At 74.0% G+C, this 18,887-nt stretch carries 19 protein-coding genes; 12 read left to right on the top strand and 7 right to left on the bottom strand.

What is annotated here, in order from left to right:
• Positions 1–461 precede the first annotated feature (461 nt).
• The 5 genes from ACIRRH_RS04750 to ACIRRH_RS04730 all read left to right on the top strand — a co-directional run bounded on the left by ACIRRH_RS04750 (position 462) and on the right by ACIRRH_RS04730 (position 5,961).
• Complete coding sequence (locus ACIRRH_RS04750; RefSeq protein WP_403061757.1) at positions 462–2,495, top strand: DEAD/DEAH box helicase; 2,034 nt, start codon at positions 462–464, stop codon at positions 2,493–2,495.
• Positions 2,496–2,659: 164 nt separating this feature from the next.
• The gene (locus ACIRRH_RS04745) at positions 2,660–3,535 is read left to right on the top strand and encodes an alpha/beta fold hydrolase (RefSeq protein ID WP_403061754.1); all 876 of its coding nucleotides are present in this window, start codon (positions 2,660–2,662) and stop codon (positions 3,533–3,535) included.
• Positions 3,536–3,946: 411 nt separating this feature from the next.
• A complete protein-coding gene (locus tag ACIRRH_RS04740) occupies positions 3,947–4,105 on the top strand; it encodes a hypothetical protein (RefSeq protein WP_396303922.1) in 159 nt (52 codons plus the stop codon).
• A gap of 307 nt (positions 4,106–4,412) precedes the next feature.
• Positions 4,413–5,051, top strand: a complete 639-nt coding sequence (locus ACIRRH_RS04735) for a DUF6758 family protein (RefSeq protein ID WP_403061751.1) — start codon at positions 4,413–4,415, stop codon at positions 5,049–5,051.
• A gap of 49 nt (positions 5,052–5,100) precedes the next feature.
• A complete protein-coding gene (locus tag ACIRRH_RS04730; protein ID WP_403061748.1) occupies positions 5,101–5,961 on the top strand; it encodes a PHP domain-containing protein in 861 nt (286 codons plus the stop codon).
• Between the two features lie 144 nt (positions 5,962–6,105).
• On the opposite strand, the gene ACIRRH_RS04725 is transcribed toward ACIRRH_RS04730, so the two are convergent.
• Entirely contained in the window at positions 6,106–6,747 is a 642-nt protein-coding gene (locus ACIRRH_RS04725) for a suppressor of fused domain protein (protein ID WP_403061745.1), read from the bottom strand.
• A 452-nt stretch (positions 6,748–7,199) separates the two neighbouring features.
• On the opposite strand from ACIRRH_RS04725, the gene corA reads away from it, so the two are divergent.
• Positions 7,200–8,321, top strand: coding sequence for a magnesium/cobalt transporter CorA (gene corA, locus ACIRRH_RS04720; protein ID WP_403061743.1), 1,122 nt, complete (start codon positions 7,200–7,202; stop codon positions 8,319–8,321).
• A 22-nt stretch (positions 8,322–8,343) separates the two neighbouring features.
• Here corA and ACIRRH_RS04715 read toward each other — a convergent pair whose 3' ends face one another.
• Positions 8,344–9,276 (bottom strand): DMT family transporter, encoded by a 933-nt coding sequence (locus ACIRRH_RS04715; RefSeq protein WP_403061740.1) that lies wholly within the window; start codon positions 9,274–9,276, stop codon positions 8,344–8,346.
• Between the two features lie 120 nt (positions 9,277–9,396).
• On the opposite strand from ACIRRH_RS04715, the gene ACIRRH_RS04710 reads away from it, so the two are divergent.
• The 4 genes from ACIRRH_RS04710 (at position 9,397) to ACIRRH_RS04695 (ending at position 13,224) form a co-directional block, all read left to right on the top strand.
• A complete protein-coding gene (locus ACIRRH_RS04710) occupies positions 9,397–9,936 on the top strand; it encodes a hypothetical protein (RefSeq protein ID WP_403061737.1) in 540 nt (179 codons plus the stop codon).
• Positions 9,937–10,083: 147 nt separating this feature from the next.
• A complete protein-coding gene (locus ACIRRH_RS04705) occupies positions 10,084–11,382 on the top strand; it encodes a magnesium transporter MgtE N-terminal domain-containing protein (RefSeq protein ID WP_403061734.1) in 1,299 nt (432 codons plus the stop codon).
• 58 nt (positions 11,383–11,440) lie between these two features.
• On the top strand, positions 11,441–12,007 hold the full coding sequence (locus ACIRRH_RS04700) for a DUF1003 domain-containing protein (RefSeq protein WP_403062417.1): 567 nt from the start codon (positions 11,441–11,443) through the stop codon (positions 12,005–12,007).
• Positions 12,008–12,063: 56 nt separating this feature from the next.
• Positions 12,064–13,224, top strand: a complete 1,161-nt coding sequence (locus ACIRRH_RS04695; RefSeq protein ID WP_403061731.1) for an Mrp/NBP35 family ATP-binding protein — start codon at positions 12,064–12,066, stop codon at positions 13,222–13,224.
• 98 nt (positions 13,225–13,322) lie between these two features.
• Here ACIRRH_RS04695 and ACIRRH_RS04690 read toward each other — a convergent pair whose 3' ends face one another.
• The 4 genes from ACIRRH_RS04690 to sigE form a co-directional block, all read right to left on the bottom strand.
• Positions 13,323–13,991, bottom strand: coding sequence for a hypothetical protein (locus tag ACIRRH_RS04690; protein WP_403061728.1), 669 nt, complete (start codon positions 13,989–13,991; stop codon positions 13,323–13,325).
• A gap of 222 nt (positions 13,992–14,213) precedes the next feature.
• Positions 14,214–14,648 carry a sec-independent translocase gene (locus tag ACIRRH_RS04685; protein WP_403061725.1) on the bottom strand — a complete coding sequence of 145 codons (435 nt, stop codon included), beginning with the start codon at positions 14,646–14,648 and terminating at the stop codon, positions 14,214–14,216.
• A gap of 159 nt (positions 14,649–14,807) precedes the next feature.
• On the bottom strand, positions 14,808–15,719 hold the full coding sequence (locus ACIRRH_RS04680) for a zf-HC2 domain-containing protein (RefSeq protein ID WP_403061722.1): 912 nt from the start codon (positions 15,717–15,719) through the stop codon (positions 14,808–14,810).
• 122 nt (positions 15,720–15,841) lie between these two features.
• Positions 15,842–16,573, bottom strand: coding sequence for an RNA polymerase sigma factor SigE (gene sigE / locus ACIRRH_RS04675; protein WP_403062414.1), 732 nt, complete (start codon positions 16,571–16,573; stop codon positions 15,842–15,844).
• A gap of 288 nt (positions 16,574–16,861) precedes the next feature.
• Here sigE and ACIRRH_RS04670 point away from each other — a divergent pair, with 288 nt between their 5' ends.
• Positions 16,862–17,494, top strand: a complete 633-nt coding sequence (locus ACIRRH_RS04670) for an O-methyltransferase (protein WP_403062411.1) — start codon at positions 16,862–16,864, stop codon at positions 17,492–17,494.
• Positions 17,495–17,605: 111 nt separating this feature from the next.
• Here ACIRRH_RS04670 and ACIRRH_RS04665 read toward each other — a convergent pair whose 3' ends face one another.
• Positions 17,606–17,773, bottom strand: coding sequence for a DUF3117 domain-containing protein (locus ACIRRH_RS04665; RefSeq protein WP_014137929.1), 168 nt, complete (start codon positions 17,771–17,773; stop codon positions 17,606–17,608).
• 297 nt (positions 17,774–18,070) lie between these two features.
• Between ACIRRH_RS04665 and ACIRRH_RS04660 the strand changes: the two genes are divergently transcribed.
• Positions 18,071–18,871: an enoyl-CoA hydratase-related protein gene (locus ACIRRH_RS04660; RefSeq protein ID WP_403061719.1), complete on the top strand. Its 801-nt coding sequence runs from the start codon at positions 18,071–18,073 to the stop codon at positions 18,869–18,871.
• The last annotated feature ends 16 nt before the right edge of the window (positions 18,872–18,887 follow it).

Here is an 18,887-nt window from a genome sequence, read left to right as displayed (position 1 = left end):
GGTACGGAGCCCGTCGTGTTCGCACGGTGTCACCGCCGTCTCGGTACCCGCGCGAGCCCTCCGTAGCGGGGCCGTCCAGCCGGACGTGTCCGCACCGGAGGCACGGGTACTCACGTACGCGGATGCCCGGTCGGAGAGCCGATCGGCTCCGACCATGGCTTGGACTTCAAGCCTTGGCACCGCATCAGTGGCCGAGCGAGGGCCGCCGAGACCACGCCCCGAGGCGGAGGTCCCGCGCAGGTCCCTCACGGGAACTCTCCCCGACGCCGCCGGCGACGCGCCCCGCACCAGGGCAGCGCGCACCGGCCGGCCGCAGGGACCGGCGCGGTTGTGCGTTCGCGCAGCTGTAACAGGGCCGCCCAGGCCCGTAGGCAGCCGCGCGGCTGCCCGCCCGCCGCTCGCTCTCGGCCCCTCCACACGGAAGAGGCAGCACCCTGTCCACCACCACTGAACCCATCAAGATGACCTTCCGAGAGCTGGGAATCCTCCCGGAGACCGCCGAGGCGCTCGAGTCCGTCGGCATCGTCCACCCCTTCCCGATCCAGGAGATGACCCTCCCGGTCGCGCTGACCGGCCACGACGTCATCGGCCAGGCCAAGACCGGCACCGGCAAGACCCTCGGCTTCGGCCTCCCGCTGATCGAGCGGGTCGTCGTGCGCGCCGACGTGGACGCCGGCCGGGCCACCGAGGAACAGCTCTCCGACTTCCCGCAGGCGCTGATCGTCGTCCCGACCCGCGAGCTGTGCACCCAGGTCACCAACGACCTCCAGACCGCCAGCAAGGTGCGCGACGTGCGCGTCCTCGCCGTCTACGGCGGCCGGGCGTACGAGCCGCAGGTGGAGGCGCTCACCAAGGGCGTCGACATCGTGGTCGGCACCCCGGGCCGGCTGCTCGACCTGGCCGGGCAGAAGAAGCTGAACCTGTCCAAGGTCCGCGCGCTGGTCCTGGACGAGGCCGACGAGATGCTCGACCTGGGCTTCCTGCCCGACGTCGAGAAGATCATCACCATGCTGCCGGCCAAGCGGCAGACCCTGTTGTTCTCGGCCACCATGCCGGGCCAGGTGATCAGCCTCGCCCGCCGGTACATGAGCCAGCCGACCCACATCCGGGCCACCGCCCCGGACGACACCGGCTCGACCGTCGCCAACATCGAGCAGCACATCTTCCGTGCGCACTCGCTGGACAAGGTCGAGGTCGTCGCGCGCATCCTGCAGGCCGAGGGCCGCGGGCTGGCGATGATCTTCTGCCGCACCAAGCGCACCGCCGCCGACGTCTCCGACCAGCTGACCCAGCGCGGCTTCGCGGCCGGCGCGGTCCACGGCGACCTCGGCCAGGGCGCCCGCGAGCAGGCCCTGCGGGCCTTCCGCAACGGCAAGGTCGACGTGCTGGTCTGCACCGACGTGGCGGCCCGCGGCATCGACGTCGAGGGCGTCACCCACGTCATCAACTACCAGTGCCCCGAGGACGAGAAGACCTACCTGCACCGGATCGGCCGCACCGGCCGGGCCGGCGCCTCCGGCACCGCCGTCACCCTGGTCGACTGGGACGACATCCCGCGCTGGCAGCTGATCAACAAGGCGCTGGACCTGCCGTTCAACGACCCGGAGGAGACCTACTCCACCTCGGCGCACCTGTACGAGCTGCTGAAGATCGCGCCGGGCACCAAGGGCATCCTGCCGCGCTCGGAGCGGACCCGCGCCGGGCTCAACGCGGAGGAGGTCGAGGACCTCGGCGAGACCGGCGGACGCGGCGCCCGCCCGGGCCGCGGCGGTCGCGGTGGGCGCGGCGGCCAGGGCGGCCCCGGCCGTCCGGGCGCCGGTGCCGCCCCGGCCGAGACCGAGGAGCAGAAGCCGCGCCGCACCCGTGAGCGCCGGCGCACCCGCCGGGGCTCGGTGGTCGGTGCCGAGGGCGAGGCCGCTGCCGCCGTGACCGAGGCCGCCGTGGCGGCTCCGGCCGTCGAGGGCACCGAGGGCGAGGCCGCGCCGCGCCGTCGTCGCCGCCGCTCGCGCGGCGGTGCCGCGACGTCCGAGGCCGCGGTGGCGGTCGAGACGGCTCCGGCCGCCGAGGCCGTCGTGGCCGAGGCCGTTGCCTCCGAGCCCGTCGTCGCCGAGGCTCCGGCCCCGGCGAAGAAGGCCACCCGGACCCGCACCCGCAAGCCGAAGGCCGACACCGTCGAGGCGACCCCGGTGACCGTCGAGGCCCCCGTGGTCGTCGAGGCCGCCGCCGAGGCGGTCGCCGAGGCTCCGGCCCCGGCGAAGAAGGCCACCCGGACCCGCACCCGCAAGCCGAAGGCCGAGACCGTCGAGGCGACCCCGGCCACCGAGGCCGCTGAGGCTCCCGCCCCGGCCAAGAAGGCCACCCGGGCCCGCAAGCCGAAGGCCGTCGCCGAGACCGCCCCGGAGGCTCCGGCCGCCGAGGCCGCCGCCGAGGTCCCGGCCCCGCGCAAGCGCACCCGCAAGGCCGCCGCGCCCGTGGAGGCCACCCCGGAGAGCTGACACCCGGTGTCTCCCCCGAGGGGGCGGGCCGGGCCACGTGGCCCGCCCCCTCGGGCGTTCCCGGGTACGTCCGCACGGCGGACGCGGCCCCCTCTAAGCTCGGGTAGCCGGGCAGTCGCCGGCGGGACAGCAGGTCACCGGCAGGACAGCAGGGAGAACAGCCCATGAGCACGCCGCCGTTTCTGACACTTCCCGGGTGCGCGCGGGCCGAGCGGGTGGTGACCGGGCGCGGGGAGTTCGCGGCGCTGCGGGCGGAGCCGGCCGGTCCGGTGCGCGGCGATGCACTGCTGGTGCCGGGGTTCACCGGCAGCAAGGAGGACTTCATCGCGCTGCTGGAGCCGCTGGCGGCCGCCGGGTACCGGGTGACGGCCGTCGACCAGCGCGGGCAGTACCAGACCGGCGGCCCGGACGACCCGGCGGCGTACGGCGTCGGGGCGCTCGGCGCGGACGTGCGGGCGCTCACCGAGGCGCTGGCGACCGACGGCGGGCCGGTGCACCTGCTGGGGCACTCCTTCGGCGGCCAGGTGGTGCGCGAGGCGGTGCTCGCCGCGGCCGCCGAGGGCCCGCTGCCCTGGCGGTCGCTGACCCTGATGTCCACCGGCCCGGGCGCGATCGACCCGGCCGAGGCGGCCCGCACCAAGCTGCTGCTGGACGCCCTGCAGATGATGGACCTGGAGCAGATCTGGCAGGTCATGCAGCAGCTGGAGGCGGAGAGCGGGCAGCCGCGGCCGAGCCTGGAGCCGGCCGTCGCGGAGTTCCTGCACCGGCGCTGGCTGGCCAACGTGCCGCAGGCGCTGTCCGTCACCGGCGGCCACCTGGTGGCTGCGCCGGACCGGGTGGCGGAGCTGGCCGCCGCCACCGCCGGGCTGCCGCTGCTGGTGCTGTCCGGGGTGCGGGACTACGCCTGGCCGGTGCCGGAGCAGACCGCGATGGCCGAGCGCCTGGGCGCCCGCCGGGTCGTGGTCGCGGACGCCGGCCACTCCCCCAACGCCGAGCAGCCGGCCGCCACGGCCGAGACGCTGGCCGCGTTCTGGGCCTGACCGGCCCGCACCGGACCGCGCCGAGCAGGGCCGGTTCCCCCGATCCGCCAGAAGTGGTCTGTACCACTTCTTCGACTTCGACCGGCTTCAACGCAGGACAAAATTCGTTAGTTACGGTAATCTTTGATTCTGTCCGGGAATCATCGCCGGCCTCCACTCCGGTGCCAACCACCCGAAACCTGGACGTTACGGACGGGCAACGGCCCGGTAGCACCGCCACGTCACCGTGGTTCACGAGGTACTGGACCCATCAGGCAAGCAGGGGGGAAGCCCTTGCCACAGCAGACCGCCGCACGCGCGACGACGACCCGCTCGGTCCGGCCGCACCGCCGGATCCGCAAGAGCCCGAAAGTGCTGATACCGACTCAGCCGCGACCGCCCCGCCCCGCGGGGTCAGAAAAGGAGACGCCCATGACGAAGACCATGCGCTTCGAGATCGTCCGACTCGACGACGCCAACGGCTCCGCCGCCGACCGCCTGATCGCCGACGCCGCCACCGTGCGCGAGGTCGTCGAGGCCGCCGCCCGCACCGGCGAGCGCCTGCTCATCCGCCCGTGCCCGACCGTCTGACCCGGCGCGGCGCCTCCCACCGGGAGCCCTCACCCGCCGCCGACGAGCCGGGAGCATCCGATCCGGACGTTCCGATACCCGACTGACGCCCCGTCACCGCATTCGCCGATGACGGGGCGTCAGTGTGTCCGGGGCCGGCGCCCCGGACGTTTGCCGCCGCCCGGGACGGGACATCCCCCAACGGGAACCGCCCGCACCGTGCCCACCCGGCGCCGGTCGGGCGTCCGCCACCGACAGGCTCCGCCGAGCCCTCCGTACGGGTGATCGTCCTTGACGCGGCGGACCGGAGGGAGGAGCGTTGACGGCTATGAGGGGCGAGCCAAGCTGCCCGAGGTGCGCCGGCCGGGTCCGCGCCCCCGGTCTGTTCTCAGACACCTGGCAGTGCGACCGGCACGGAGCCGTGCACCCGATGCAGCCCGTGCTGCCCCCGAGTGTGGAGGCCCTCGGCGTCGCCGTCGCCCGCTCCCAGGTCCCGGTCTGGCTGCCCTGGCCGCTGCCGGTCGGCTGGCTCTACACCGGCATCGCCCACGTCGGCGACGACATCTCGGGCGCCCGGGCCACCGCCGTCGCCTGCTCCGGGCCGGCTCCGCTCGGCGGCTTCGGCGAGCTGGTGCTGATCGCCGAGGAGCTGGGGGTCGGCCTCGGCGCCCGCTACTCGGGCCTGCCCGGGCCGGATCCGGGTGACTCCGTCGGCCTCTACAAGCCCGCCGACGCCAAGCTGATGGCCGCCGGGCGGCCCACCCCGATGTTCCACGTCCCGGACGCCCCGGCCGACCGCGCGGTGTTCGTCGGCGAGGCCCGCGGGCTCTGGCTCTGGGCGGTCGCCTGGCCCGAGCAGTCCGCGCTGGTGATGTACGACGAGCTGGTGCTGACCGACCTGCGCGAGGCCGGCGCCGAACTGGGCCTGCTGCCCTGCGGGGCGCTCTCCCCCCGGCTGTTCGGCTGACCGCTGACCTATCCTGGGCGGCACCCACGAGCCTCCAGGAGCCCGATCCGTGCGCATCGACCTGCACGCCCACAGCAACGCCTCCGACGGCACCGACAGCCCGGCCGAGCTGGTCGCGGCCGCCGTCGCCGCGGACCTCGACGTGGTGGCGCTGACTGACCACGACACCGTGGCCGGCCACGCCGAGGCCGCCGAGGCGGTGCGCGCGCTGCCCGAGGGCACCCGGCTGACCGTCGTCCCGGGCGCCGAACTGTCCTGCGTGGTGGACGGCATCAGCATGCACCTGCTGGCGTACCTGTTCGATCCCGAGGAGCCGGAGTTCGCGCGCGAGCGGGACCTGGTGCGCACCGACCGGTTCCGGCGCGGACGGGCGATCGTCGAGCGCTGCCGGGAGCTGGGCGCGGAGATCAGCTGGGAGCAGGTGCAACGGATCGCCGGAGCCGGCTCGGTCGGGCGGCCGCACATCGCCAGCGCGCTGGTCGAGGCGGGCGTGGTGCCCACCGTGTCGGACGCCTTCACCGCCGACTGGCTGGCCAACGGCGGGCGGGCGGACGTCCGCAAGCACGAGACCGACCCGGTCACGGCTGTCCGGCTGGTCCGGGCGGCCGGCGGGGTGCCGGTGTTCGCCCACCCGGGCGCGGTCAAGCGCGGCCGGACGGTCTCCGACCAGGTGATCGCCGACCTCGCCGCGGCCGGGCTGGCCGCGCTGGAGGTCGACCACACCGACCACGACGAGGAGACCAGGGTGCGGCTGCGCGGCCTGGCCGGCGAGCTCGGCCTGCTGGTCACCGGCTCCAGCGACTACCACGGCACCCGCAAGACCGTCCGGCTCGGCGAGCACACCACCGACCCGGAGGTGTACGAGGCACTGCTGGCGCAGGCCACCGGTGCGAAGCCGATCGGGCACTGAGCCGACGCGGCCCCCGGCCGTCGGACCCCGGACCGAGGGACGACGAGCGCCCCGGTCCGGGGTTCGGTACGTCTGCCGCGCCCCGGCGCACCGGAGCGCGGGGCGGACCCGCGGACCGGGCCGCGCGCCCCGCCTGAGCGGGCGTCAGTCCAGCCGCACGCCGCGCCGGTCCGGGTCGCGCAGGTCGGTGCCCTGGTCGAGCCAGCGCTCCTGGAGCGCGGCCGCGCCGTGCACCCGCTTCCAGCCCGCCTCGTTGGGCGTCATCGGCAGCAGCGGCAGGAAGCGGACCGGATCGGCCGGATCGGCCAGCTCCAGGTCCTCGACCAGGCCGCCCGGTTCGGCCGCGAGCACCGAGGTGAAGGGCGCACCGTCCCAGAGCGGGGAGCCGAGGTCCAGCGAGCCGCCCGGGGCCACCACCAGGCCCTCGACCTGCGGGGTGGCGGCGAAGGTGGCCAGGGTGCGCAGCACGCTGTCGCGCCCGCCCCGGACGGTCAGCACCAGTTCGGCGCGCGGGCCGCGCACCTGGTCGGCGACCGGTGAGGTCGGGTCGGCCATCGGCGCGGCGGACATGCCGAGCGTCGCGTACCGCACCAGGCCCTCGGCGTCCGGGCCGAAGCGCAGCACCTCGATCCGGTCGGCACCCAGGAAGGTGACCGCGGCGCGGCCGCCCGGCTCGCCGAAGGTGGAGATCAGCCGGGCCTCGACGGCGGCCAGCACCGCCTCCCGGGAGAGCTCCGGGGAGCTGCCGCCGTGGGGGTCGCCGAAGAGCGGGAAGTCGTGCGCCATGCCGGTGAGCGTAACCCCCGGGGGTTCGCGGGCCGCGTGCGGGCGGGTCCGGAGGCGGTCGCGGGCGGGGCGGTACCGGATCCCGTAAAGGCTTCGGAAACCTCCGGGAAACCCCTCGGCGTCGACACGCGGTCAGATGTTAGGGTGAGCGACTGGCCACCGGGATCGTTCGTCCCGGGGCGGCGGCGCGAAGGAGGTGGTTGCGGTGGATACCGGCCGACCATGCAGTACCGGCAGCTCTGCCCGGCCCCGACTCCCCCGTACCCCGCACCCCGCAGGCCCAATCGGCTGACTCAGCCGCGGTAGCCCCGGGCGCAGGCCCCACGGCGGACGGACCGGCCGGGAGAGCACATTCATCCCCCGTTTCACCGGTGTTCTCCGCCGTCGTACCGCGGCCGAACGTTTTTTCTTCCGCGCCGCCGCGCGACGGTTCCTGCCTCTGGGAGCCTGCCATGTCGATGATCAACAGCCTGCGTGCCGCTGTCCGCACCAACCGCCGCCGTGGCGCGGCCGGGGTCTACGGCGTCCTGCCCGAGGACGCCGGCTCGGCGGTCGTGGACTGCGCGGTCTACCAGCACGGCAAGCGCAGGGGCGAGACGTGCAGCCCGCGCGAGGCCGCCCGCCGGGTCAAGGCCGCCCACCAACTCCCCGAGGGCGAAGGCTCGTTCAGCTGGATCGGGCTGCACGAGCCGACCGGGGCCGAGTTCGAGGGCATCGCCCAGCGCTTCGGCCTGCACCCGCTCGCGGTCGAGGACGCGGTGCACGCGCACCAACGGCCCAAGGTCGAGCGCTACGACGACGTGCTGTTCGCCGTCTTCAAGACCATCCGTTACGTCGAGCACGACCAGCTCACGCCCACCAGCGAGGTGGTGGAGACCGGCGAGCTGATGGTCTTCGCCGGCCGGGACTTCGTGATCACCGTCCGGCACGGCGGCCACGGTTCGCTGCAGGAGCTGCGCCACCGGCTGGAGGCCGACGCGGACGAGGCCGGGCTGCTCGCCAAGGGCCCGTCGGCGGTGCTGCACGCGATCGCCGACCACGTCGTGGACAACTACCTGCTGGTCGCCGAGCGGCTCCAGAACGACGTGGACGAGATCGAGTACGGCGTCTTCTCGGCCAAGGGCGGGCGCAGCGCGGACGTCGGCCGGGTCTACCAACTCAAGCGCGAGGTCCTGGAGTTCAAGCGCGCCGTGGTGCCGCTGCTGCGCCCGATGCAGCAGCTGTCCGAGCCGCTCCAGCGCCTGGTCGACCCGGACATCCAGAAGTACTTCCGGGACGTCGCCGACCACCTGGCCCGGGTCGCCGAGCAGGTGCACGGCTTCGACGAGCTGCTGAACTCGCTCCTGCAGGCGAACCTGGCGCAGGTCTCGGTGGCGCAGAACGAGGACATGCGCAAGATCACCGCCTGGGCGGCGATCTTCGCGGTGCCCACCATGATCACCGGCGTCTACGGCATGAACTTCGAGTACATGCCCGAGCTGCACCACAAGTACGGCTACCCGACGGTGCTCGGCGCGATCGTGCTGATCTGCGTCGGGATGTACCGGGGCTTCCGCCGCAACGGCTGGCTGTAGGTCCGGCCCTCGGTGCCGTCCGCTACCTGCGCCCGGCGCGGGCGACCAGGACCAGGCCGAGCAGGATCAGCACCACCGCCGGGTAGGCGGCCGCCGGGGGCCACTGGCCCAGCCAGAGGGCGGCGATCAGCGCCGCGCCCGGGGTCTCCAGCAGGATCGCGGTGGAGGTGATCGACGGTCCGAGGTTGCGCACCACCCGGTTGCTCAGCGAGTGGCCGAGCAGCTGGGCGACGACCATCAGCAGCACGATCTGCCACCACACCCCGGCCGGCCACCCGGCCAGCGGCGTCCCGGCGACCAGGCAGATCCCCAGCAGCACGACCGCCGTGGTGGCGTAGCAGACCAGGGTGTACGCGGTGGTGCTGACGGTCTTGCGGACCTCGGCGCCCAGCAGCATGTACCCGGCCGCGGCCAGGCCCGCGGCAAGTGCGAGCCCGTCGCCGAGCAGCGCGCGAGCAGAGAGCGAGAGGTCCACGCCGGTCAGCACCAGGACGCCGGCGAAGGCGACGATCGTGCCGAGCCAGACCAGCCTCGGTGCCCGGACGCCCATCAGCCGCATCAGCAGGATGGTCCACAGCGGGGTGGTGGTGACCAGGGCGGTGGCCGAGGCCACGGAGGTCATCCGCAGGCTGGGCATCCAGAGCGCGAAGTGCACGGCGAGCAGTGTCCCGGCGGCCATCGCGAGCAGCAGCGCCCGCCGGCCGATCCCGCGCAGCTCGGCGCGGTGGCGCAGCAGCGCGTACGGGCCGAGGACGCCGACCGACATGACGTTGCGCCAGAAGGCGATCGCCAGCGCGGGCGCGGCGGTGGCGCTGATCAGCGGGCCGGACAGCGAGATGCCGCCGATCGAGACGGCGAGCAGCAGCAGGTCGAGGGTGGGGAGCGGGTGCACCGGCCCCGGGGCGGCGGTCACCGGGGCGGCGGAGGGGGCGGTCGCGGGCCGGGCGGCGGGCACGGCGCTCCTTGCTGTTCACGGGGGTGGGCGGTCATACGGTAAGGCCCGTGGCGCCACAATGGAACTGTCACCCGGAGACTGAGACACCCGGTGGACGCCGAAAGTCGTACGCTGTCCGCCATGGACCGTAAGCCCGCCGCCGCGACCGCCGACGACTTCCTCGACCAGGCCCTGCTGGAGGAGGCCGCGAAGAAGTCCGGTCTGCTCTGGGTGCGTGCGGACGGGCAGGAGCACGCCCGGCCGCTGTGGCACGCCTGGCACGACGGCGCGGTCGTGGTGGTCGGCGGGGGCGGCGAGCAGCCGCTGCACGGCCTGGAGCCCGGCGCCGGGGCCGTGGTCACCGTCCGCAGCAAGGACAAGGGCGGCCGGCTGATCGGCTGGAGCGCCCGCGTGGTCGAGCCGGCCCCGGACAGCGAGGCCTGGCTGGGCGCCGTCGAGGAGCTCAAGGGCAAGCGGCTGAACGCGCCCGACACCGACGCCATCACCGCCCGCTGGGCCCGCGAGTGCCGGGTGCTGCGGCTGGAGCCGGTCGGGCCGCTCACCGAGCGCCCCGGGGCGATGCCGGACGGCTCCCACGCCGCGCAGCCGGTGCCCACCCCCGCCACCACCCGCCGTCCGATCCCGGACGGCCTGCCCAAACTGCTGTTCAAGCGCCGTTAAAGCCCCCCGAGTGTTAAGCAAAGGATGCCGCCCAGGACTCGTCCGACCGCTACCGTGCCTCCCGGCCGGGCCCCGGACACGCGGGTAGCCTTGGCCGCGGGTGCGCCCCCGGCGCATCCGGTACGGCGTCGAACGAGTCGAGGGTTTATGGCAGGGCCAGGCACCCGGGTCTTCATCTCCCATCTGTCCGCCATCGCGGTCTTCGACCCGAACGGCGACCAGGTCGGGCGTGTCCGGGACGTGGTCGTGTCGCTGCGGCTCGGCGGCCGCCCGCCGCGCGTGCTCGGTCTGGTGGTCGAGGTGGTCGGCCGGCGCCGGATCTTCCTGCCGATGACCCGGGTGACCAGCCTGGAGTCCGGCCAGGTGCTCACCACCGGCGTGATCAACCTGCGCCGCTTCGAGCAGCGCCCGTCCGAGACCCTGGTGCTCGCCGAGCTGCTGGACCGCACCGTCACCTGGTCCAAGACCGGTGAGGAGGTCACCGTGCTGGACATCGGCATGGTGCAGACCCGGCTGCGCGAGTGGGAGATCAGCAAGGTCTTCGTCCAGGTCGGCCGGACCGGGAGGCTGCGCAAGGGCAAGGGCGAGCGGCTCACCCTGGACTGGCAGGACGTCACCGGCTTCTCGCTGCCCGAGCAGGACCAGGGCGCGGCCAACCTGCTCGCCACCTTCGAGCAGCTGCGCCCCGCCGACCTCGCCAGCGTGCTGCACCACCTGTCCGCCAAGCGCCGCGCCGAGGTCGCCGCCGCCCTCGACGACGAGCGGCTGGCCGACGTCCTGGAGGAGCTGCCGGAGGACGACCAGGTCGAGATCATCGGCAAGCTCCAGGAGGAGCGCGCCGCCGACGTCCTGGAGGCGATGGACCCGGACGACGCCGCCGACCTGCTCTCCGAGCTGCCCGGCGACGAGGCCGAGCGGCTGCTCCAGCTGATGGAGCCGGACGAGGCCGCGCCGGTGCGCCGCCTGCTGACGTACGAGGAGGACACCGCCGGCGGTCTGATGACCACCGAGCCGATCGTGCTGGAGCCGGACGCGACGGTCGCCGAGGCGCTGGCCCGGGTCCGGGTCAGCGACCACAAGCCCGCGCTGGCCGCGCAGGTCTTCGTCTGCCGCCCGCCGAACGAGACCCCGACCGGCCGCTACCTGGGCACCGTGCACTTCCAGCGGCTGCTGCGCGAGCCCCCGTACGTCCTGGTCGGCTCACTGGTGGACGACGACCTGGACCCGCTGCCGCCGGACACCCCGCTGTCGCTGATCACCAGCTACCTGGCGACCTACAACCTGGTCGCCGCGCCGGTCGTCGACGAGGCGGACCACCTGCTCGGCGCGGTGACCGTCGACGACGTGCTCGACCACCTGCTGCCGGACGACTGGCGCGACGCCGCGCCCCACGCCCACGACGAGAACCGCGACGACGAGAGGGAAGGGGTGACCGGTGGACGGTGACCGCAACGGACGGCCGGACGACTCCGCGCGCCGGCGCCTCCAGGGCGAACTGCGCCAGCTGCGTCAGCTGCGCGAACTGCGCACCCGCGAGGGCGGCCGGGACCGGCGCGCCGAGACCGCGCCGATCACCGGCGCCGGCCGCCCCCGGCTCGACCAGCCGCGCACCGCACGGCCCGGCCTGATCACGCTGCCCTCCTACGATCCGGAGGCCTTCGGCGTCCTGTCCGAGCGGATCGCCCGCTTCCTGGGCACCGGTCGGTTCATCGTCTGGATGACGGTGGTGGTCGTCGTCTGGATAGCGTGGAACACCCTGCTGCCGGTGCACGTGCGCTTCGACGAGTACCCGTTCATCTTCCTGACCCTGGCGCTGTCCCTGCAGGCCTCGTACGCGGCCCCGCTGATCCTGCTGGCGCAGAACCGCCAGGACAACCGGGACCGGGTCAACATGGAGCAGGACCGGGCCCGCAGCGACCGCAACATCGCCGACACCGAGTACCTGACCCGCGAGGTCGCGGCCCTGCGGCACGGGCTCGGCGAGGTGGCCACCCGCGACTTCATCCGCTCCGAACTCCAGTCCCTGCTCAAGGAGATCGACGAGCGCCGGGAGGCCCCCGAGCCGCTGTGACCGGCGGCACGCTACCGACCGGTTAAGGACCTCGCCGGGCGCCGTACCATCAAGGCATGGCCAACGAGACAGAGGTCGCGGCCGGCGTCACGGAGGAGTCCGTACGCCAGGCGCTGGCGACCGTCAACGACCCGGAGATCAACCGCCCGATCACCGAGATCGGCATGGTGAAATCGGTCGGGATCACCGAGGGCGGCGCGGTGCACGTCGCGGTCTACCTGACGGTCTCCGGCTGTCCGATGCGCGACACCATCGTCACCCGGGTGCGCGAGGCGGTCGGGAAGGTCCCCGGCGTGACCGCCGTCGAGGTCGAGCTCGACGTGATGAGCGACGAGCAGCGCAAGGAGCTGTCCCAGCTGCTGCGCGGCGGCGCCCCCGAGCGGGAGATCCCGTTCGCCAAGCCGGGCACGCTGACCCGGGTCTACGCCGTCGCCTCCGGCAAGGGCGGCGTCGGCAAGTCCTCGGTGACCGTCAACCTGGCGGCCGCGATGGCCGCCGACGGCCTGAAGGTCGCCGTGGTGGACGCCGACATCTACGGCCACAGCGTGCCGCGCATGCTGGGCGTCGAGGGCCGGCCGACCCAGGTCCAGGACATGATCATGCCGCCGCAGGCGAACGGCGTGAAGGTCATCTCGATCGGTATGTTCACCCCGGGCAACGCCCCGGTGGTCTGGCGCGGCCCGATGCTGCACCGCGCGCTCCAGCAGTTCCTCGCCGACGTCTGGTGGGGCGACCTGGACGTGCTGCTGCTGGACCTGCCGCCCGGCACCGGCGACATCGCGATCTCGGTGGCCCAGCTGGTCCCCAACGCGGAGATCCTGATCGTCACCACCCCGCAGATGGCCGCCGCCGAGGTGGCCGAGCGGGCTGGCACCATCGCGGTGCAGACCCACCAGAAGATCGTCGGCGTGATCGAGAACATGTCCGGCATGCCGTGCCCGCACTGCGACGAGATGATCGACGTCTTCGGCACCGGCGGCGGCCAGACCGTCGCGGACGCGCTCACCCGCACGGTCGGCGCGACCGTCCCGGTGCTCGGCTCGATCCCGATCGACGTGCGGCTGCGCGAGGGCGGCGACGACGGCCGCCCGGTCGTGCTCGCCGCGCCCGACTCCCCGGCCGGCGCCGCCCTGCGCGCGGTGGCCGGCAAGCTCGGCGGCCGCCAGCGCGGGCTGTCCGGGATGTCGCTGGGCCTGACGCCCAAGAACAAGTTCTGAGGCCGTGACTGACGAAGGGCCGGGTGGCCGACCACCCGGCCCTTCGTCATGACCACCGGTCCCACGCCGCGGTCGCGGGCCCCGCGTCGTCGCGGCCCCTACGGCCGGGTGTAGTCGGCCAGGTCCGGGACGGTGGAGAAGCCGATGCCGTAGGCGCTGACGCCCCGGCCGTAGGCGCCGAGCAGGACACCGGGGGCCTCGCCCGCCAGCACCCAGCCGTACTCGGACTCGCGGTAGCGGAAGGGCTGCGGCGAGCCGTCGACCGGGAGGCTGAGGGGGGACCAGCCGGGGCCGGCCAGGTCGTCGGCGAGGTCCCAGGCGAGGCTGCTCTGCTGGTCCAGCCAGTCCTGGCGCAGCGCCCGGTCCAGCTGCCCGGGCCAGGTCGCGGCGAGCAGGCCGGAGCCGGCCAGCCAGGCCGCGGACGAGGCGGAGGTCGCCTCCAGGGTGCCGGTGTTGTCGGCGCTGCGGCGGCTGTCCCGGCGGGCCACGGTGACCACGACGGCGAACTTCCGCACGTCGCGCGGCTCGTACTGCCTGGCCGGCTCCTCCCCGTGGCCGAGCGAGCCGTAGTCGACGTCGCCCACGGTACGGGGGCCGGCGCCGGCCTGCATCAGGAAGCGACGGCCGCTCCAGCCCTCGTCCAGCCCGTACCAGGGGAAGTCGGCGGACAGGTAGGGCACCAGCGGGTCCGCCGGGCCGGCCTGTCCGCCGACCACCGGGCCGCCGGCCGTGGCCGTCGTCCCTCCCGCCTGACTCGTCGCGTCCATCCCCGGGCCTCCTCAAACACACGTTTGCCTGCCGTGGCGCGCTCCCATGGTGGCGTACCGCGGCGCTCCCCGGGGCCGTTCCTGGTCCGCGACGGGGCGCGGTGTGACGGACGGCTCAGTGGGAACAATCAGCACAATAGCGGCGCACACGCCACCGCCCCGCCCAGCCGGGTGGCCGAGCGGGGCGGTGGCGCGGAGCCGGGGCTCCGTGGGCAGTACCGCTCAGGTGGCGTCGGGGTCGAACGGGGGCCGCTCGCCGGGCGCCAGCGGGGCCCCGGTGGAGGCGGGCGCCGGGTCGGACTTCTCGAAGCTGACGCTGCCGCTGCGGCCGTTCACCGGCGCGGCGGGCTTGTCGTCCAGGACCGAGCGGAGGTCCAGCGAGTCCTTCATGTCCTTGAGGCCCAGCGGGTCCTCCTGGTCGCCCAGGAGCTGCTTGCGGACGAAGGTCTTGGGGTTCAGGTCCTCGAACTCGAAGTCCTTGAACTCGGGACCCAGCTCGCTGCGGATGTCCTCCTTCGCGTTGTCGGCGAAGGAACGGATCTTCCGGACGACGTTCATGGTGTCCTGGATCAGCTTCGGCAGCTTGTCCGGACCGAAGATGATGATCGCCATCACGACCAGGGTCAGGACCTCCAGCCCACTTACGTCGCTGAACACCTTTGCTCCCTAGCTCGTCGGACGACGGTTCCTACAGGGTAATGGCCACCGGCGGGTCCATGGTCCACGCTGGGATGAAGCCGTGGTAAAGACCTGCCGGTGGCCGAGGGCGTCCGGACGGAGGGTCGAGCGTGCGTCCCGGGTCCGTCGAGGGCCGTTCTAGCGAACCTGCTGGCGCAGTGCGGCGAATCCCCCGGGGTAGCGATCGGGGTAGCGATCGGAGTAACGCTCGGGGTAGCCCGGCGCAGTGGCGTCGCGGGTCGCGGTGGCCGGGCGGCCCGCGTAGTCCACCGGGGCCTGTGCGGTCATCGGGATGAGGCCGTCGCGGCCGGTGCCGGCGCCCCCACCGGGCGGGCTGACGCTGGTGCCATGGCGCTCCTCGCCCTGCGCGCTGAGCCCGCCGACGCCGCCGAGCGTCACCGCGGCGACGGAGAAGGCGCCCGCGGCGGCGAACACCAGCCGGCGGCCCCGCGCGGAGGAGCGGACGGCGGCCGCGGACGGCTGCGGACGGGCGGGGACGGCGGTGGGCTCGGGCCGGGCGGAGCGCCGGCCCATCAGCGGCCGCAGCACCGCACCGCGCCCGAAGGCGCGCGGGTCGACCCCGGGCACCGGGGCGTCGGCACCGAGCGCGCCCGCGCCGAAGGAGGCGCCGGCACCGCGGCCGAAGGAGCCGCCGTCGAGCCGGCTGCCGCCGAGCGTGCCGGTGGCCGCGACCCCGCCACCGGGCAGGTCGTCGTCGTCATCGCGGTGCCTGCGCCCGGCCGGCCAGTCGCGGTCCGCCGGAGCGTCCTCGGGGAGGTTGCCGACGGCCATCAGGCGGGCCATCAGCGCGGAGGACGGGCCGGGCGTGCCGGTGCGGGTCAGCATGTGCTTGACGGCGCGGCCCTCGTCGGCCTCGGCGAGGCACTGCGGGCAGGTCGCCAGGTGGGCCTGGACGCGGTCGCGCGAGTTGTGGCCGAGTTCGCCGTCCAGGAAGGCGGAGAGGCGCTCGCCGAGGTGGTGCTCCTCGGCGGCTGGTGCGGCGGGGCGGACGGGAAGCGCGTGCAGCGACGTGTCCGCGGGCAGCGCCACCGGGGGCAGCGCGGGCTCACCGGGTTCGTCGCCTCCGCGACGGCCCGGCAGGGCCCAGCCCCGTCGGGTCAGGGACCGGTCGGATGCATCCGACCGGTCCGAACCGGACCGGCTGGTTCCGCTCACGGTCGCCTCCGTCCGCGCCCACCGGGCGCGACCACGGCCTCGACCGCGCCGACACCGACCGGCACCGGCTCCTCCGAGCCGCCCCGGCGCTCACGGCCGGGGACCGAACCGGGGGCGCGGTGCTTGAGCGCGGCGCGCAGGTGCGAGCGGCCGCGGTGGATGCGGCTGCGGACGGTGCCGAGCTTGACGCCCAGCGTGGCGGCGATCTCCTCGTAGGACAGGCCCTCGATGTCGCAGAGCACCACGGCGGCGCGGAACTCCGGCGCGAGGGTGTCCAGGGCGTGCTGGACGTCGGCGTCGAAGTGGGTGTCGCTGAAGTGCTGGGCCGGGCTGGGCTCGCGGGAGGCGAGCCGCTCGGCCGCGTCCTCGCCGAGCGCGTCGAAGCGGATGCGCTGACGGCGGCGGACCATGTCCAGGAACAGGTTGGTGGTGATCCGGTGCAGCCAGCCCTCGAACGTGCCGGGGGTGTAGGTGGACAGCGAACGGAACACCCGGACGAAGACCTCCTGGGTGAGGTCCTCGGCGTCGTGCTGGTTGCCCGTCAGGCGGTAGGCGAGCCGGTAGACGCGGGCGCTGTGCGCCTCGACGATCTCCTCCCAGGTGGGCGGAGTCCAGGTCTGCGCGTCGTGGCCCTCGGTGAAGGTCGCGAGGGCGGGGGCCTCGGTGGCACCGACGGCCGACGGCGCGGCGACGGGCTGGTCCAGGTCGGAGTGCGCAGGCTGGTTCATCACGGGCTTCGGCGTACGGGCCGACGCGGTGCCGCGGGAGTGCCGCCGCACAGGGACGTCGCCCTCGGCCACACCTCCTCGGTCGGCTCTTCTGCCCAGCAGGGCCACCACCATATCCACCTCACCCGTCAAGCCCGGATAAAAGTGCCCGGGAGGTCTCCCGTGCCCGGTCCGACATGACAACGGCCCGCCGCCGTACGCGGTTCCCGGTCGGCCAGTAATCTGTGCCAGGAAATATCGACATCCCTCGGCACCGGGCCGCCGCCCGGGGCTCCGAAAGAGGCAGCCATCAGCGAGTTCGGGCCCGCGCGTGCGGCCCTCGCCGACACCTACGTGGGCGAGGACGCGGTGCTGACCTACGCCCGGGCACAGTCCGCGCGGACCGGGATACGGGCGATCGGGCCGAGCGGCGGGGCCTGCCTGCGGCTGCTGGCGGCCGCGCTGGACGCCAAGGCGGTGGCCGAGATCGGCACCGGCACCGGGGTGTCCGGGGTCTACCTGCTGCGCGGGATGCGGCCGGACGGCGTGCTCACCACGGTGGACTCGGAGCCGGTCCGTCAGCAGCTGGCCCGCGAGGCGTACCAGGCGGCCGGGTTCGCGGCCAACCGCTCCCGGTTCATACCGGGCCGGGCACTGGACGTGCTGCCCCGTCTCGCCGACGGCCAGTACGACCTGGTGTTCTGCGACGGCGACCCGGCCGAGTCCTGCGAGTACCTGCTGGAGGCGCTGCGGCTGCTGCGGCCGGGCGGGATGGTCTGCTTCGAGGGGGTCTTCCAGGAGGGCCGGCTGGCCGAGCCGGAGCTCCAGGACCCGCAGACCGGCGCGGTCCGGGACCTGGTCCGGGACGTGCGGGAGAGCGAGGCCCTGCTGCCGGCGCTGCTGCCGGTGTCGGACGGGCTGCTCTGCGCCGTCAAGCGCTGAGCCCGGCACCCCCGGGGCGCCGGGCCCGGAAAACGTGCGGACCCGGGCCGACATGACGTCGTACCCGGGCCCGGCAGCACATCTCCAGGAGATGGCGAGCACCTGCTGCGGTCAGCCGCAGGCCTTCTTCAGGGCCTCGCCGAGGGCGTCGGCCTCGTCAGGCGTGAGCTCCACCACAAGGCGTCCGCCGCCTTCGAGCGGAACGCGCATGATGATGCCCCGCCCCTCTTTGGTGACTTCGAGCGGGCCGTCACCCGTCCGCGGCTTCATGGCCGCCATGCTCGTTCCCCTTCCTGCAACCGCTCAGCTACGCACCGGCAGTCCGTCCACCGCCGGTATCGAACGCATTGATCGGAAGCCATTATCCCGCATGCCACGGGCTGATGACCAACATCACTCTCGGTGCAACCACGGCCGGACCGTCCCCAACCACCGCAATTCACGTCATAAGCCCCGGCGTGGCGGCGGCGTGGACACCACCGGAAGGTGCGATACCTCACACTCCCCAGGCCCCCGCGTGCTCCGGCATCCTGACACACACGACTGACACCGCCACGACCCCGGGAGCCCTCACCCATGTCCGATTCCGTGCTGTACGAGCTGGACGGCGGCCTCGCCGTCATCACCATCAACCGCCCGGAGGCGATGAACGCGCTCGACGTCGCCACCAAGATCGCACTGCGCGACACCATGGCCGCCGCGGCCGCGGACCCGGCGGTGCGGGCCGTACTGCTGACCGGGGCGGGCGAGCGGGCGTTCTGCGTCGGGCAGGACCTGAACGAGCACCTGGCCCTGCTGAAGCGGGCCGAGGAGACCGGCGAGGGCGCGCTGCGGACCGTCGCCGAGCACTACAACCCGCTGGTGCGGGCGCTGGCCGGGATGCGCAAGCCGACCGTCGCCGCCGTCGGCGGGGTGGCGGCCGGCGCCGGCGCCTCGCTCGCCTTCGCCTGCGACTTCCGCATCCTGTCCGACCGGGCCGGCTTCAACACCGCCTTCGCCGGGATCGGGCTGACCGCCGACTCGGGCGCCTCCTGGACGCTGCCCCGGCTGGTCGGGCACGCCAGGGCCACCGAGCTGCTGATGCTGCCCCGGACCGTCAAGGCCGCCGAGGCGATGGAGCTGGGCCTGGCCACCAAGGTGGTGCAGGCCGAGGAACTCGCCGCCACCGCACGGGCCTTCGCCCGCGAGCTGGCCGAGGGCCCGACCGTCGCCTACGGCGCCATCAAGGAGTCACTGGCGTACGGCGCCTCCCACTCGCTGGACGAACTCCTCGACAAGGAGGACGAGTTGCAGACGCTGGCCGGCGAGAGCGAGGACCACCGGATCGCGGTGCGCGCCTTCATCGCCAAGGAGAAGCCGAAGTACCTGGGCCGCTAGGACAGTTGGCGGGCTC

This window comes from Kitasatospora sp. NPDC101235, assembly GCF_044767505.1.
In the GTDB taxonomy this organism is placed as follows: domain Bacteria; phylum Actinomycetota; class Actinomycetes; order Streptomycetales; family Streptomycetaceae; genus Kitasatospora.
This window is presented reverse-complemented; position numbering and strand designations above follow the sequence as displayed.

Coding starts and splice junctions, on each gene's coding strand:
- ACIRRH_RS04750 (WP_403061757.1), top strand. CDS start 462: ATGACCTTCCGAGAGCTGGGAATCCTCCCGGAGACCGCCGAGGCGCTC.
- ACIRRH_RS04745 (WP_403061754.1), top strand. CDS start 2,660: ATGAGCACGCCGCCGTTTCTGACACTTCCCGGGTGCGCGCGGGCCGAG.
- ACIRRH_RS04740 (WP_396303922.1), top strand. CDS start 3,947: ATGACGAAGACCATGCGCTTCGAGATCGTCCGACTCGACGACGCCAAC.
- ACIRRH_RS04735 (WP_403061751.1), top strand. CDS start 4,413: ATGAGGGGCGAGCCAAGCTGCCCGAGGTGCGCCGGCCGGGTCCGCGCC.
- ACIRRH_RS04725 (WP_403061745.1), bottom strand. CDS start 6,747: ATGGCGCACGACTTCCCGCTCTTCGGCGACCCCCACGGCGGCAGCTCC.
- corA (WP_403061743.1), top strand. CDS start 7,200: ATGTCGATGATCAACAGCCTGCGTGCCGCTGTCCGCACCAACCGCCGC.
- ACIRRH_RS04710 (WP_403061737.1), top strand. CDS start 9,397: ATGGACCGTAAGCCCGCCGCCGCGACCGCCGACGACTTCCTCGACCAG.
- ACIRRH_RS04705 (WP_403061734.1), top strand. CDS start 10,084: ATGGCAGGGCCAGGCACCCGGGTCTTCATCTCCCATCTGTCCGCCATC.
- ACIRRH_RS04695 (WP_403061731.1), top strand. CDS start 12,064: ATGGCCAACGAGACAGAGGTCGCGGCCGGCGTCACGGAGGAGTCCGTA.
- ACIRRH_RS04690 (WP_403061728.1), bottom strand. CDS start 13,991: ATGGACGCGACGAGTCAGGCGGGAGGGACGACGGCCACGGCCGGCGGC.
- sigE (WP_403062414.1), bottom strand. CDS start 16,573: ATGAACCAGCCTGCGCACTCCGACCTGGACCAGCCCGTCGCCGCGCCG.
- ACIRRH_RS04665 (WP_014137929.1), bottom strand. CDS start 17,773: ATGGCGGCCATGAAGCCGCGGACGGGTGACGGCCCGCTCGAAGTCACC.
- ACIRRH_RS04660 (WP_403061719.1), top strand. CDS start 18,071: ATGTCCGATTCCGTGCTGTACGAGCTGGACGGCGGCCTCGCCGTCATC.